This is a genomic window from Phormidium sp. CCY1219, assembly GCF_055795085.1.
This window is the reverse complement of the sequence record NZ_JAYFEQ010000427.1, coordinates 13,606-27,737: the sequence shown is the minus strand read 5'-3', so window position 1 is coordinate 27,737 and position 14,132 is coordinate 13,606. Positions and strand designations below refer to the sequence as shown.

13 protein-coding genes are annotated in these 14,132 nt (G+C 52.6%); 5 read left to right on the top strand and 8 right to left on the bottom strand.

Features of this window, described 5'->3' with window-relative positions:
* Positions 1-3: 3 nt before the first annotated feature.
* Positions 4-171 carry a PEP-CTERM sorting domain-containing protein gene (locus AC0QH1_RS09895; RefSeq protein ID WP_324630916.1) on the top strand — a complete coding sequence of 56 codons (168 nt, stop codon included), beginning with the start codon at positions 4-6 and terminating at the stop codon, positions 169-171.
* 295 nt (positions 172-466) lie between these two features.
* Complete coding sequence (locus AC0QH1_RS09890; RefSeq protein WP_324630912.1) at positions 467-1,894, top strand: NADP-dependent isocitrate dehydrogenase; 1,428 nt, start codon at positions 467-469, stop codon at positions 1,892-1,894.
* Positions 1,895-1,980: 86 nt separating this feature from the next.
* Here the strand turns inward: AC0QH1_RS09890 and AC0QH1_RS09885 are convergent, their stop codons facing one another.
* The 4 genes from AC0QH1_RS09885 to AC0QH1_RS09870 all read right to left on the bottom strand — a co-directional run bounded on the left by AC0QH1_RS09885 (position 1,981) and on the right by AC0QH1_RS09870 (position 6,584).
* Complete coding sequence (locus AC0QH1_RS09885; protein ID WP_324630911.1) at positions 1,981-3,627, bottom strand: hypothetical protein; 1,647 nt, start codon at positions 3,625-3,627, stop codon at positions 1,981-1,983.
* Between the two features lie 413 nt (positions 3,628-4,040).
* On the bottom strand, positions 4,041-5,153 hold the full coding sequence (locus AC0QH1_RS09880; RefSeq protein ID WP_324630915.1) for an LptF/LptG family permease: 1,113 nt from the start codon (positions 5,151-5,153) through the stop codon (positions 4,041-4,043).
* Between the two features lie 166 nt (positions 5,154-5,319).
* On the bottom strand, positions 5,320-6,048 hold the full coding sequence (gene lptB / locus AC0QH1_RS09875) for an LPS export ABC transporter ATP-binding protein (RefSeq protein ID WP_324630914.1): 729 nt from the start codon (positions 6,046-6,048) through the stop codon (positions 5,320-5,322).
* A gap of 92 nt (positions 6,049-6,140) precedes the next feature.
* A complete protein-coding gene (locus AC0QH1_RS09870; protein ID WP_324630909.1) occupies positions 6,141-6,584 on the bottom strand; it encodes an LptA/OstA family protein in 444 nt (147 codons plus the stop codon).
* A 774-nt stretch (positions 6,585-7,358) separates the two neighbouring features.
* Between AC0QH1_RS09870 and AC0QH1_RS09865 the strand changes: the two genes are divergently transcribed.
* Positions 7,359-10,163, top strand: a complete 2,805-nt coding sequence (locus tag AC0QH1_RS09865) for a Calx-beta domain-containing protein (protein ID WP_324630908.1) — start codon at positions 7,359-7,361, stop codon at positions 10,161-10,163.
* 93 nt (positions 10,164-10,256) lie between these two features.
* On the opposite strand, the gene AC0QH1_RS09860 is transcribed toward AC0QH1_RS09865, so the two are convergent.
* From AC0QH1_RS09860 to AC0QH1_RS09845, 4 genes are all read right to left on the bottom strand, one after another.
* A complete protein-coding gene (locus AC0QH1_RS09860; protein ID WP_324630907.1) occupies positions 10,257-10,679 on the bottom strand; it encodes a DUF309 domain-containing protein in 423 nt (140 codons plus the stop codon).
* 166 nt (positions 10,680-10,845) lie between these two features.
* On the bottom strand, positions 10,846-11,205 hold the full coding sequence (locus tag AC0QH1_RS09855) for a ferredoxin thioredoxin reductase catalytic beta subunit (protein WP_324630906.1): 360 nt from the start codon (positions 11,203-11,205) through the stop codon (positions 10,846-10,848).
* A gap of 48 nt (positions 11,206-11,253) precedes the next feature.
* Positions 11,254-12,096 (bottom strand): S-formylglutathione hydrolase, encoded by an 843-nt coding sequence (fghA, locus tag AC0QH1_RS09850; RefSeq protein ID WP_324630905.1) that lies wholly within the window; start codon positions 12,094-12,096, stop codon positions 11,254-11,256.
* A gap of 245 nt (positions 12,097-12,341) precedes the next feature.
* The gene (locus AC0QH1_RS09845) at positions 12,342-13,451 is read right to left on the bottom strand and encodes an S-(hydroxymethyl)glutathione dehydrogenase/class III alcohol dehydrogenase (RefSeq protein WP_324630904.1); all 1,110 of its coding nucleotides are present in this window, start codon (positions 13,449-13,451) and stop codon (positions 12,342-12,344) included.
* A 176-nt stretch (positions 13,452-13,627) separates the two neighbouring features.
* Between AC0QH1_RS09845 and AC0QH1_RS09840 the strand changes: the two genes are divergently transcribed.
* Both AC0QH1_RS09840 and AC0QH1_RS09835 read left to right on the top strand, forming a co-directional pair.
* Positions 13,628-13,870, top strand: coding sequence for a hypothetical protein (locus AC0QH1_RS09840; protein ID WP_324630903.1), 243 nt, complete (start codon positions 13,628-13,630; stop codon positions 13,868-13,870).
* Positions 13,830-14,078 carry a hypothetical protein gene (locus AC0QH1_RS09835; RefSeq protein ID WP_324630902.1) on the top strand — a complete coding sequence of 83 codons (249 nt, stop codon included), beginning with the start codon at positions 13,830-13,832 and terminating at the stop codon, positions 14,076-14,078. The genes AC0QH1_RS09840 and AC0QH1_RS09835 overlap by 41 nt, the downstream gene beginning before the upstream one ends.
* Positions 14,079-14,132: the final 54 nt, after the last annotated feature.

Here is a 14,132-nt window from a genome sequence, read left to right as displayed (position 1 = left end):
CCGGTGGGCGGAAGCGATCCGGTGGGCGGAAGCGATCCGGTGGGCGGAAGCGATCCGGTGGGCGGAAGCGATCCGGTTGCCGTTCCCGAACCCACCACGATCGCCGGCTTGCTGCTAGGTGGAGGCGGATTGTTAGCCGCACGTCGTCGTCGCAAATCCAGGGATAGCTAATCGAGTCAATAGCTGAGCCACCACTGCGCCCTCGGGAAATTAGCTCAACTGTATATCATATAGATGCGATTAAGACTGTGTTTGCATAGGGGTTAGAAGTGTTCGCAAACTTCTGACCCCTTTTTCTTTGGGTTCTGCTGGCGGGATCCAGGGAAGCGGAAAAAATTGCCCTCGCCGATGAAATTTCTCGGAAAACTGGAAAAAAGCTAAACTGATTACCGCTTTTTTGGTGGGATCTGCTAGCCTACCAAAGAAGTCAAGGCGTTTCTTAAAGTTCAGTTAAACCGAGAGTCGTATGTACGAAAAAATCAAACCGCCCACCACAGGCGATCGCGTCACCTTTAAAAATGCCGAGCCGGTGGTTCCCGACAATCCCATCATCCCCTTCATTCGCGGAGATGGAATCGGCGTAGACATCTGGCCCGCCACCGAGAAAGTCATCAATGCGGCGGTGAAAGCTGCTTATGGGGACAAGCGGGAAATCTCCTGGTTCAAAATTTACGCTGGCGACGAAGCCTGCGACCAGTATGGCACCTATCAATATTTGCCCGAAGACACCCTGCAGGCGATTCGAGAATACGGCATTGCCATCAAAGGTCCGTTAACCACCCCGATTGGCGGTGGGATTCGCTCCTTGAACGTTGCTCTGCGGCAGATTAACGACCTTTATGCCTGCGTGCGCCCCTGCAAATATTACTCCGGAACCCCCTCGCCCCACAAACATCCCGACCAACTCGACGTGATTATCTATCGGGAAAACACCGAAGATATTTACTTAGGAATCGAGTGGCACGAGGGGACGGAAATTGCCGATAAACTCATCGATATCCTTAACAAACAGTTTATTCCGCAAACGCCGGAACATGGCAAAAAGCAAATTCGCACCGATTCTGGCATCGGCATCAAACCGATTAGCAAAACCGGCACCCAGCGCCTGGTGCGCCGCGCCATGAAAAATGCCCTGCGCCTGCCAAAAGCGAAACAGCAGGTGACGTTGGTGCATAAAGGCAACATTATGAAATACACCGAAGGTGCGTTTCGCGATTGGGGTTACGAACTGGCAAAAAGCGAGTTTCGGGATGAGTGCGTTACCGAGCGGGAATCCTGGATTCTCAGCAACAAAGAACGCAATCGGGATCTCAGCATCGAAGACAACGCCCGCAAGGTGGAACCGGGATATGATTCGCTGACGCCGGAAAAGCGAGAGGAAGCCTGCCAGGAAGTGCAAGAGGTCCTCGATGGCATCTGGGACACCCACGGGAATGGCAAGTGGAAAGAGAAGGTGATGGTTAACGATCGCATTGCCGACAGTATTTTCCAGCAAATCCAAACCCGTCCTGGGGAATATTCTATCTTGGCCACGATGAATTTAAACGGCGATTATCTCTCCGATGCCGCCGCTGCGATCGTGGGCGGATTAGGTATGGGACCGGGGGCAAATATTGGCGATGAGTGTGCCATTTTCGAGGCGACTCACGGTACTGCGCCCAAACATGCCGGTCTCGATCGCGTCAACCCCGGATCCTTGATTTTGTCTGGGGTGATGATGCTGGAATATATGGGCTGGGAAGAAGCTGCTGACTTGATTAAAAAAGGCATTGGGGCGGCGATTTCTAACCGCGAAGTCACCTATGACTTGGCGCGGTTGATGGATCCGCCGGTGGATTCTCCCCTGAAGTGTTCCGAATTTGCCGACGCGATTATCAAACACTTTGACGATTAAACCGATCGCGTCATCCAAATAAAAAGAGCGATCGCGGGTCGTGCTTGTGCTTGCCAATCCGCGATCGCTCTGGTTTTTTCCCAATTCTAAGGATTGGAAAACGTATTGATTTCCCCGCCGCCGATATAGCGCCCGGGGGCATTCCGAGGCACGGAAAACGGCTGAGGCGGTTGAACCGGCTGGAATTCCTCACCCCCGCCACGGGGCTGTAAATTAGAATTATTGGTATAACTCTGCCGTTGATTTTGCAAGTTGGGAACTTGATATCCCGGTTGTCGCTGGGGAATTTCCACCGCCGAGGGGGTTGGCGATTGCACCGGGGTATTTGGCGCTTGCAAAGCGGGGGAAGTTTGCGGTTGCCCCTGGGTATTCGGCGCTTGCAAGCTTGAGGAATCGGGGGTTTGATAAAGCGAATCCGAGGCGCTGTTATCCGTCGGTTGCGTTAAATTCGGTGCTGGGGTGGAGGTGCTTTGCGGTACCGAGGGGGTGAGGTTGGGGGTGGCGGTACCGGTGCGCGATCGCAGCAAATAATCGTAGGAATTGGTAAAATTCCCCGAATTGCCCGAATTGGGCGCGGCGGGGGCATTATTCAGGTTACTGTCGTAATTTACCCCCGGTTGAATCGCTTGTCCTGGGAGTTGCGGCGTGGTTTGTGGCGTCCCTCCCGGTTGAATCACTTGTCCCGGGAGTTGCGGCGTGGTTTGTGGCGTCCCTTGGCCGGAATTTCCCGCATTCGGCGTGGTGGATGGTCCTGGGTTGTAGGGATTTGAGTTAGCGGGAGTTTGCGCTTCCACGCCGGAGGTTGGCGGATTGGCTAACACGCCATAGGGATTTTCCGTCGCCGGTCTGCCGGAAAAATAGGGATTGGGCTGATTTTGTGCCACTCCGGGGTTGGAATTTTGCGGCATTGGCGAGGGGGAGGGGGAGGGGGTGGTGGCGGGGTTGGGCGTGGGGGAGTTGGCAGTCTGGGAGGAGGATGGGTTGCGGTTGGCATCCTCGTTACTGGCAGACTCCTCATTCTCCGAGGCGTTCATCTCCTGGCGATATTGTTGTTCGATGGCGGATTGCAAGGGACTCTGGGGCAATCCGCTCAAATCTGGGGCGGTATAGCTGCTGCTGTCGAAACCCAACAGGTTGCTATTGTTAGCAGGCACTCCAGAGGGAATGGCGATTTCCGGCATTTCTGGCAACAGGGAGGCGCTTTGCGGGGCGCGATTGGGATTTTCGTCCTCGGGATTTGAGCCAGAGGGTGAAGACTGATTGGGCATGACCGACAGGCGTTCTATCTCCCGCTCTAATGCTTCGATATCTTTTAATAAAAGACTGTTATAGTCTTCTGGATTGGGGGCGTTGCTGTTGCTTTGCGTTTCGGACTCAGACGCAGAAGACGCGGTGCTCGCCGAATCGGGTTGAACCACTTCGGGAACCCGGAGTGGGGGTGCTGACTCCATTTTTTTGATTTCTGCGTCGAGCAATTCGGAACTGTCAATATCTGCAGCGAGTGCTCTCTCTTCGGGGGTGAGGGAGGAATTACCTTCGCCGTCCCCGCCGAAGGTGTCTTCGAGATCCAGGTTCAGGGTCAAGAAGCGATCGGGGTTTTGGGAAAATTCCCAGGCGAAGAGGGTTAAAACGGTTAACATGGCCACCGAACCCCAGACGATGGGTCGGGTGAAGGTTCGCACTTTGGCTTTGATATTGCGAATTTTGGACGGTTTCGGGGGATGTTTTGACATGGTATTTAAGACAGCAGTTGGTGAGTGGGGGTGGGGTTATCGGTTGAGGGACAGCGGTTCTCGGTGGGGAAAAGAATCATGCCACATTCCCACTTGAGAAGGGGTTGATTTTTCCCGTTCTGAGAGTGCGAGACTTTGCCAATCGGGGGCGAGTCACACTGGAATCGCTGTCTAGGGTAAAGTTGATGTTAAAGGGTTGTGGTTATGCCTGATGTTATTTTACCTTAAAATTTCTCTGGAAGGGAGAGCTTTAAGGGTTTTTTACGTTAAGGGGCGATTTGGGGGAAATTTTCTCCGGGCAGGGGAATTGTGGGGGGAAGGAATGGGGGAATCGAGGATGAAGAAGCGATCGCAAATCTTCGGTGCAAAAGCGAGGCAAGGGCGAGGAGCGTGCCACCACAGGCGAGATTTTTTTATCGCGAGGCTCTGATTAATAATCCGATGGCGATCGCCAAACCAATTCCCAGGGGCAACCAAGCGGCCATAAACGGCGAGAGAATCCCCAATTGCCCAAATGCATTGGTAATAAATGCCAATAAATAGTAGCCAAAAATAATTACGATGCTAATGCCGAAACTGGTGGCTTTGCTGGCCCGTCTGGGGCGAATTCCCAAGGTCGAACCCACTAACCCAAACAACACGCAAACAAAGGGTAGGGCATATTTCTGCTGAATTCTGACTTTCAGTTCGATAATTTTATCTTCATCGCCGCCTTGGGAAATAATCTCCAATCGTTCTTTAGCTTGGGCGATGCTCATTTCTCCGTAATCTCTGCCTCGGGCGGCTAAGTCTAACGGGGTGCGCGGGAGTTGCAGTTGTTGATGTTCAAAACGAACAATATTGCGATAGGACCCTCCCTCTCCAATCAAATAAATGGTGCCGTTGAAAAAATCCCAGGTATTTTGAGCCGGATTCCAAGTGGCAGATTCCGAGACAACCACTTGGCTTAAATTGCCCTCAGAACGGTCTAGAATGGTTAAGCCTTTCATGCGGTTTCCGTCGAATTCTTCGGCATAAAATAAGCGGGTCATTACCTTAACTTTATGGCCGTTGTCTTTTCTTACGCGGTCGAATTGGGTGTAAATAATGTTGCGATCGCGAAAGGGGGGTTTTTCGCGATTCATGGCTCGTTCTAAGGTAATTGTTGCCCGATAGTTTGCTGCCGGCACCACTAATTCGTTAAAGGCAAAGGTCAATCCGGTGACGAACAAACTCATCACCACGGCGGGGACGATCGCCCGATAAATGCTGACGCCACAACTGCGTAAAGCGACGATTTCGCTATCCGCCGACAAGCGCGAGTATCCCATCAAGGTAGCGAGCAATACCGACATGGGAAAAGCGAGGACGATAAAATCAGGCAGCTTTAACAAAAAAACTTCGATGGCAATATCTAAGGGTAAGCCTTTTTCAGTGACGCGCCGCACGAGGTCGAATAAGGTGCCGATCGCCACTCCTACTGATGAAAAAGCGCCCACGCCAAAGAGGAACGGTCCGATTAATTCGCTGGCGAGATAGCGATCCATGACCGAACCTCTAAATAGCCACCAACTGAGGGAACGAACTGATTTCAAGGGTTTGGCATTCATCTTGGGTGTGAGGAGTCTGGGGGTGTCATCGGCGATCGCCTAGGGGGAGGGGCTATTTGACTGCGGGTGAGGGCTTGCGAAATGCCAATTTGATAGAATTCTCCTAAAACTGAAAGTGCTGCCCTAAATAATATTGCCGTACCAGAGGATTTGTGGAAAGTTCTTCTGGGGTACCGGAGGCGAGGATTTGCCCGTCGCGCATAATGTAGGCGCGATCGGTGATGGCGAGGGTTTCGCGGACATTGTGATCGGTAATCAGGATGCCCATACCGCGATCGCGTAGGGTAGCGACGATTTGCTGCATTTCCGACACGGCGATCGGATCGACGCCGGCAAAGGGTTCGTCGAGGAGCAAAAATTGCGGTCCGCTACCGCGAGTGGCCAGTGCTCTAGCCATTTCCGTGCGTCGTCGCTCGCCGCCAGACACGTATTTGCCCTTGGTTTTGGCCACTTTTTCCAAGCGAAACTCGCGCAGGAGAAGGTTGAGACGCTGTTCCCACTGCCAGGGGGGCACCTGGGTTTGTTCGAGGACCAAGAGAATATTATCTTGGACGCTGAGATTGCGAAAAATACTGGGTTCTTGGGCTAAATATCCAATGCCAAGTTGGGCGCGTTTGTGCATCGACAACGTGGTAATGTCGCGATCGTTGAGCCAAACCCTGCCGTGGGTGGGTTTTTCCAATCCGGTGACGATATAAAATGTAGTGGTTTTCCCGGCCCCATTGGGTCCGAGCAGCCCCACGATTTCTCCTTGGGAGACGGAAAGACTGACCCGGTTGACTACAACCCGCTTGCCATAGGATTTGTGAATGTTTTCTAACCAAATTTTCACCACTGGGAATCTCGGGGAATGCGAAGCGCAAATGGAGAGAGGGAGAATTTGCCCCTCGCGCGCGGTGGAGTCCTCTGGCGCGGGGGCAGTGCTTATGGCGTCGAGGCATTATTGGACTCGGGGACTAAATAAATGGATTCCACTTGTTGGTTTTGCTCCGGAAGGGCGATAAATCGGCCTTCGTCGATCAGGTAGGTGATGGTTTCGCCTCGGATGCTGTTCCCCTCTTGCACCACATAGGCGTTGCCACTGAGGACGATGCGGCGCTCTCGACTAAAATATTGCGCTTGGGCCGCACTCGCTTGCATGTTGCGCGCCGGATAGTTGATTCGGACGTTACCGCGCGCGGTGACAATGCCGGTTGTGGAGTCCGCTTCTTGGATATCGGCGCGCACTCGTAAGGCGCGAGAGTCGGTCGCGGCGGGTTGCGAGACGGTGGGAGTGGCGATCGCGCTGCTGATGGCGATCGGCATTATCAACGCCAACCCCAAGTGCAGCAAAATCTGTGAAGAACGAAATCGAGCAGAGGGCATCATAACGGTTGTATGTTCTATCAGGAACAATGATTGCTCAGGCAGCGAATCAGATGGCGATCTGATTTGTTGTCCTATTGGTAGTTTAGCCAATTCTACCCATCTATTATCCGGAGCAGTGGCGGGGAAAACTGCCCTCGGCAATGCTCTGTCGGTTCTGACGGCTGCTGTAGCGCAGAAGTTTCGGTTCCCCGGAAGGGCGATCGCTTTACCCGATTTTTCCTGCCCTGGCATCCTCCTCTCGGATCCCCCGGTTGCAGGATGGGGGCGGGGCGCTGGATCCTGCCTCCTCGGGGAAGGGGCGATCGCTACCTCTGGTTTTCCGGCGTCCCTGCACCGATGCTGCACTCCGCACCACCCCCCAAGGTGAGATTCCCTCCGGAGGTCAAGGGTCAAATTGAGTATCTCTTGATGAAAGTTTATCCGGATTGCCAGGTATGAGGCGAGAATAACTAAAGATATTTCTCTCACCGATAGAGTTTCCTCTGTCGGTCGCTTCATTATACCAATTTGGTCGATCTTGTTACCTGTTTTTATCTAAATTCAGTAATCCTGCGGATGGCAGTGGGGAGAAACTTAAGGTGTGATAGGGAATAGAGTATCCAAGAAGCGATTAAAATCGCGCCGAGGCAAAGGCAAAGCGCGAAGGGGCGACAGCGCTATAGTCCGCATGACAAGGACTAATTTGTTTGGCAACGATCGATCGGGACATTATATCACCAGGGTGCGTCGAGGTAAGTCAAGCAACATCCAAATTCGACGTAGAGAGAATTAACCATGAGTTTTTCTAACTTGAGTGGGGTAACTGCTTTCGTCAGTGAGAGCGACTATTTAGCCCTCTATCCTGACGTGCAAAGTGCGGTGAGTGCGGGGAATTTCAGCTCGGGATTTCAACATTTCCAACTGTTCGGACAGCGGGAAGGAAGACAGCCGATTTCCGGATATGATGCGGCGTATTATCTGACGCAAAATGCGGAAAGTTTTGTGGCAACTGACGCCCAAGCGGAATATATTTTGGCCTTAGAAGGCAATGACAATCTTCTGGGATTGGGGGGGAATGATTTTCTGAATGGAAATCAGGGGGACGATGAGGTGAATGGCAATCAAGGGGAGGATACGGTACGTGGCGGACAGGGAAACGATCGCTTGCATGGGGGGCGCGATCGCGATCGGTTGTTTGGTGACTTGGGGAACGATACCCTGTATGGCGACTTGGGGGCAGATACCCTCACTGGGGGCGAGGGAAGCGATATCTTTGCGATCGCGAGGCGCGATGACGCCACCGGATTTCAATCCACTGGGGGCGCAACTGTGGCGCAGGCGGATTGGATTCTGGATTTCGAACGGGGGAGCGATCGCATCGAGTTGATGGGTGGACTCACGTTTGACGAGTTAAACATCTTTGACGGCACGGACGACTATAGCGGACAGACGATAATTCAAGATAGGGGTACGGGGGACTATTTAGCCATTGTGGCGGATACGAGTGCCAGTGCCATTTCTCGCACGGAGTTTCTTCCCTTCTCTCCCACTTCTTCCGAGGCGGAAACGCCCACCACTTTGCCGCCGTTACCCCCGCTCGATGTGCCGCCCATCTCCCCTACCACACCCGCAACTCCCACAACTCCTACCACGCCGACGACCAGCAGCACGTTAGCTTTTGATGCGGCTAGCTATACGGTGAATGAAGGAGACGGCACGGCATCGATCGCGGTGACGCGCAGTGGCGACACCAGTAGTGCGGTGAGTGCGAGTGTAATTCCCAGCGACAATACGGCGACGGCGGGAGCGGATTATACGGCGGATGCGATCGCGGTGAATTTTGCCGCCGGCGAAACCACTCAAACCGTCAGCTTACCGATTGTAGAGGATAGTGACGTAGAAGGCAACGAAACGGTGAATTTAAGTTTGAGCGTTCTCAGCAGTGGGGCAAGCTTGGGCAGCCAGAATACGGCCACCGCGACCATTGTGGATAATGATGCGATCGCTGGTGCGCCGGGGACGTTAGCCTTTAGTGCGCCGACCTTTACCGTGAAAGAAGATGGCACGGCGATTTCCGCCGTCACCGTCACGCGCACGGGGGGGAGCAATGGCGCAGTGAGTGCCGATGTTACCTTTAACGATAACACGGCTATCGCTCCCAGCGACTATACGAATGCGGCAATTTCCGTGAATTTTGCCGATGGAGAAACCACGGCGCAGACGGTATCGGTGCCGATCGCTAACGATACCGCTAGCGAAACTCTCGAAACCGTGGATTTAACCCTCACTAACGTCATGGGCGGGGCGAGTTTGGGAAGCCAGACGGCTGCTGCTTTAGAGATTGTAGACGATGACGCTCCCAACGATTTGCCGCTCGCGTATGCTAGCTACTTAGGCGGTGCGGGGGATGATGCAGCCAGTGCGGCGGCGATTTCCCCGGTGGATAACGCGATCGTGGTGGCGGGGAATATCGCAGGTGCGGCGCAGTTGTTGCGTTTCTCGGAAGGCGGGGAAACTCTGCTTTCTCGCACGAATTTAGGCACGGATGTTAAGGATATGGATATCGATCGCGACAGTGGTGAAGTCGCGGTGGTGGGGGATTTTGGGATGAAGCTGTTCGCCAGTGACGGGGCCACGGAACTGCGATCGCAACCGGGACTGTTCGATCGGGTGGCGATCGCTAATGATGGCACAATTGCCACTTTAACCGAAAGCACCGATACAGTCACATTGTGGAATTCCAGCGGCACTCAACTGGCGACATCCACGTTAAGCGGCACGGATATTCGCCCTGGGGATATCGCGATTCATCCCACCAGCAATCAGGTGTATGTTACGGGTTACGCTCAAGTGAGTGACGAACTGCAAACGCCTTTCGTGCGCGGATTAGATAGTAGTTTAACCGAAGTGTGGGATGCCTGGGATTATAGTGCGGCCCAGGTGACGGGGGAAAGTTTAGGAGCCGATTCGCGCGGGGAACGACTGGCGATCGCTTCTGATGGTAGTTTGTATTTCCTCGGCAAAACCGATGGCGGCAATAATGTCTATACCCGCGATGGGGATGATATTGCGATCGCTCTAGGTAGCCGACTGATTCAGGAGGATAATTATAATAACCTGTCTGGTGCGGGTAGCGGTTCCTTTACCTTCTTTGCGAAACTGGATAGCACTACTGGGGCGATCGAGCGGGGTCAATTTATCGCCACTCGGCTCAGTTCCGGTGCTGCCAATAGTTTCACCCCCAATTCCATTGCGGTGGATGACGGGGGACGGGTGTATATCGGCGGTTCCTCTGCTGCAACCCTGAAAAATCGCGACGCACAAACGATTAATGGGGCATCGGTGGGCAATTATACTAAAGGAGAAATGGCGGTTTTGGGCGTTTCTGCCGATTTTACCACCCGCAATTTCTGGACTCCTCTCACCGCCTCGGGCGATACTGATGGAGCAAAAGGTACGGTGAATGGCTTTGCAGTGGGCAATAATCGCGCGGCTATTTTTGGGACGGTGAGTTCTCCCAATGTGGCGACTACTTCTGATGCGATGAATTCCAGTCCGTTAGGCGGAACGGATGCTTATTTGGCCACTTGGGTGGTATAATATAGGCGATTGAAATCGCGCCTGGGTAGCCTACGGGGAGTATTTGTTGCTCCTCGGGGCGATATACAAAATGTATTTTACATGTTACGTAGCTCAATTTTGCTTTACCAAGATGGGCAATTGCAAGCTGTGGGTATTGGCAGTAGGATTGGCGGTTTCTGCTGCAAATAACTGCTGGGCGAATATGTCGATATTCTCCGGGCCGGATTGTTGCAGGGCGCTCAAAATTTCTGCATTTTCTTCGATGAATTGGGTGACATTGATGTTATAATAAGAGGGCTGGTAGTGGCGCAGGCGATTTATCCCTTCGCCCAGTAAAATGGCTGCCCCACGCCAATTGCGATCGCGCAGATGATAGAGAGCCACTGAAATTTGCAGCACGCCTTGATAGAATTTTTTTTCCGGTTCGGCAGCTTCCATCCACAATGCTTCTAAGGTATCGTGACAGGCATAGAATTCTTGTTGGTTAAATTGGGCGACGCCTTGCCAAAATTCTCGGGGAATGGGTTCAGACATGGAACGGTAGAACCAATCAAAGTTACGTCAAAAAAGGGATAAGATGCTTGATTTTTCTAGGAGGTAGAACCTCGGAGAGGGCGTTCCCAGGCAAAACCTGGGAACGAGTTAATTACCTCAAAATGGGTCAAAATTGCGGCTGTAAACTCCATAAAACTGGGAAAATTTACATGCTGCTTCGCGCGGATTCAAGTTCGCTCATAGGGATTTCTTGTTGCTCCCCGGCGAAATCGTTATCCGGTGTTAAAAATAGCATGCAGTGGCATTCTTTGCGTTCGCGCATGGGAATGCAGGGGCAATTCCAGTAGGTGGCTTTTACTTCCGCTTCTTTGTCTTCGTAATGACGACAGGGACACAAAGGCGCACCCAAGGTATCTTTGTGTTTTGCCAATCCTTCAATCACGACTGCAGTGACGGATAAATCAGCACAAAAATAGGTGCCGGTGCGCTTGGCGTATTGTTCGGCGAATTTTTTCATCGCCGCTAAATTTTTGTCTGTGGATAGGGTTTCTGGGTTCGCTGTCATGGAATCATTCTCCCCAAAGTCGCTTACAGTTGCATTGTACCGCATTTTTTACCCTAGGGCTGCAGCATGGTGGCGGATATGTGCTTCGATGAAGGTGGAGATAAAATAGTAACTGTGGTCGTAACCTGCTTGCATCCGCAGGTTCAGGGGTTGTCCCACTTCCACACAGGCGCGCTGGAAGACCTCGGGAAGCAGTTGTCCTTGGGTTAGAAAGGTATCGGCGGTTCCTTGATCGATGAGAATGATTCCGGGAAATTGATGGGTGCGAATCAGTTCGCTGGCGTCGTAGTTGCGCCAGGCGTGGCGATCGCTTCCCAGATAGTTGGAAAACGCTTTTTTGCCCCAAGGACACTGCATCGGGGCGGCGATCGGGGCAAATGCAGAAACGGAACGGTATTTTTGCGGATTTTTCAAGGCACAAATCAGCGCCCCATGTCCCCCCATTGAATGACCGCAAATTCCTTGTTTGTTCGCTTCTACGGGAAAATTATCAGCAATCAGAGCGGGCAATTCTTCTACCACATAACTTCCCATGCGATAGTGTTGGTTCCAGGGGGATTGAGTCGCATCGAGATAAAATCCCGCTCCGGTTCCCAAATCCCAATCTTTGTTTTCTTCGGGAATGCCAGTATTGCGGGGACTGGTATCGGGAACCACCAGCATGATTCCCGCTTCGGCGGCATATTTCTGCGCCCCTGCTTTCACCATAAAGTTTTCTTCGCTGCAGGTTAAACCAGAGAGAAAATACAGAATGGGAACGGGTTTCTCTCTCACCTGCGGGGGCAGAAATACGGAAAATTTCATTTCGCTTTGGCAGGATTCCGAGGGATGGCTGTAGTACGCTACTTCTCCGCCAAAACAGGTGGATTGACTGAGTTTTTTTAGGCTCATTTGAGTGGGTTGTCTTGAGAAGGACAATTGGCTTTTTTGCTTGGGTTTGAGGCAAAGCCTCGGGGGCGTTCCCAGCCGATGCTGGAAGGAGATTGCGGGGGAACGTTTAAAAGGTTAATACGCTACAAATCGATTTTGAACTCGTTCCCCCCTGAACTCGTTTCCAGGCTCCAGCCTGGGAACGTCCCGCCCGAGGCTCCGCCTCCCCCCCCCAATAAATGTGCATGCTTATTTTGCACCCTTAATTAAAAGGTTAATACGCTACGAATCGATTTACCTTCGTGCATTAAATCGAAGGCTTTGTTAATGTCTTCAATCGGCATTACTTCGGTGATAAAATCATCGAGGATTATTTTTCCTTCCATGTACCAGTCTACAATTTTCGGCACATCGGTGCGTCCTTTTGCGCCGCCGAAAGCACTGCCTTTCCAATTGCGTCCGGTAACCAGTTGGAAGGGGCGGGTGGAGATTTCTTCTCCCGCACCGGCGACGCCAATAATCACGGAAGTCCCCCATCCTTTATGACAGCATTCTAAAGCTTGGCGCATTAGGTTGATATTGCCGATGCATTCAAAGGAAAAATCTGCCCCGCCGTCGGTGAGGTTGACGAGATAGGGAACTAATTCGCCTTCGATTTCTTTGGGGTTGACAAAATGGGTCATGCCCAGTTTTTCGCCCCTCGCTTTTTTGTCGGGATTGATGTCTACGCCGATTATTTTATTCGCCCCTGCCATTCGGGCACCTTGAATCACATTTAAACCCACGCCACCGAGTCCGAATACTACTACATTATCGCCGACTTGGACTTTGGCGGTGTTGATGACGGCACCGATACCGGTGGTGACGCCACATCCGATTAGGCATACTTTATCAAAGGGGGCGTCGTCGCGAATTTTGGCCAGGGCAATTTCGGGCAATACGGTATAATTGGCAAAGGTGGAAGTGCCCATGTAGTGATACAGTTTGGTGCCGCCGACGGAAAAGCGACTGGTGCCATCGGGCATGACGCCGCGCCCTTGGGTGTCGCGGATGGCTTGACAGAGGTTGGTTTTTCCGGATAAGCAGAATTTGCACTGGCGACATTCGGGGACGTAAAGGGGTATGACGCGATCGCCCACTTTTAGGCTCTTGACATCCGGTCCGACTTCTGCTACCACCCCCGCTCCCTCATGGCCTAAAATGGTGGGAAATCGCCCTTCCGGATCCGCGCCGGATAGGGTATAGGCATCGGTATGACAAACGCTGGTGGCTTTGATTTCTACCAGCACTTCTCCCGCTTTGGGAGGCTCGATGTCCACCATTTCGATGGTGAGCGGTTGTTTGGGCGCGTGGGCCACTGCGGCTTTGACTTTCATTTCGGTTCTCTTTTATCGAATTTTCTCATGGGGAAAGTGTTTTTAGCATACGAAAGGGTGGTGTTTTGGTCAAGTTCCCGGGCCGCTGCGTCACCCCGGTTGGCTATTGCTGGGAGTATCGCATTATTCTTCGATAACCTGCGCTGGGCGCTGTTGCTGACCCAAATGGAGCAGTTGTGCCTCGGGTTTGGCGGGAATTACTCCTCGGGCAACTGACCGCCGGAATTGTGATTCGCGGACCGTACCGAAATTTCGGCCAAGGAGGGTTGCAAGGGGCGTTTCTGTCTGGGGTCTTGGCGAATTTGTATCTCACTAAAGTTGACCGTCGCTGTTTGGCGGCGGGACTGCATCTGGTGCGCTACGGCGATGATTTTGCCATTGCCACCCCTGGAGGCAGACCCAGCAGGGGTTCGATGTGAGGCATCGTTTAAACTCACCCCTTTTCGCGGCGATCGGTTCGTGCGAGAAAAAGTATATGTGCTGCCACCGATGCAACTGCGTTATTCCGGGGGCTTTTCTCCTTCTGGCGTGCCTTCTCGCCGTCTTACCCGGGGGTCTAGTCTCAATCCCCCTTCCTTTCCCGTTGCTCATCCAGAACATTTGTGGAACGATTTGATGACGAGGTGATATATTACCAATCGAGGGTCGTATTTAAAAGTGAAAAAATCAGCAGTTTCAGGG

Excerpts from the sequence above, each read along its gene's own strand:
- AC0QH1_RS09860 (WP_324630907.1), bottom strand. The coding sequence starts at position 10,679 with ATGTCTGAACCCATTCCCCGAGAATTTTGGCAAGGCGTCGCCCAATTT.
- AC0QH1_RS09855 (WP_324630906.1), bottom strand. The coding sequence starts at position 11,205 with ATGACAGCGAACCCAGAAACCCTATCCACAGACAAAAATTTAGCGGCG.
- AC0QH1_RS09880 (WP_324630915.1), bottom strand. The coding sequence starts at position 5,153 with ATGGATCGCTATCTCGCCAGCGAATTAATCGGACCGTTCCTCTTTGGC.
- AC0QH1_RS09890 (WP_324630912.1), top strand. The coding sequence starts at position 467 with ATGTACGAAAAAATCAAACCGCCCACCACAGGCGATCGCGTCACCTTT.
- fghA (WP_324630905.1), bottom strand. The coding sequence starts at position 12,096 with ATGAGCCTAAAAAAACTCAGTCAATCCACCTGTTTTGGCGGAGAAGTA.
- AC0QH1_RS09865 (WP_324630908.1), top strand. The coding sequence starts at position 7,359 with ATGAGTTTTTCTAACTTGAGTGGGGTAACTGCTTTCGTCAGTGAGAGC.
- AC0QH1_RS09845 (WP_324630904.1), bottom strand. The coding sequence starts at position 13,451 with ATGAAAGTCAAAGCCGCAGTGGCCCACGCGCCCAAACAACCGCTCACC.
- AC0QH1_RS09885 (WP_324630911.1), bottom strand. The coding sequence starts at position 3,627 with ATGTCAAAACATCCCCCGAAACCGTCCAAAATTCGCAATATCAAAGCC.
- AC0QH1_RS09870 (WP_324630909.1), bottom strand. The coding sequence starts at position 6,584 with ATGATGCCCTCTGCTCGATTTCGTTCTTCACAGATTTTGCTGCACTTG.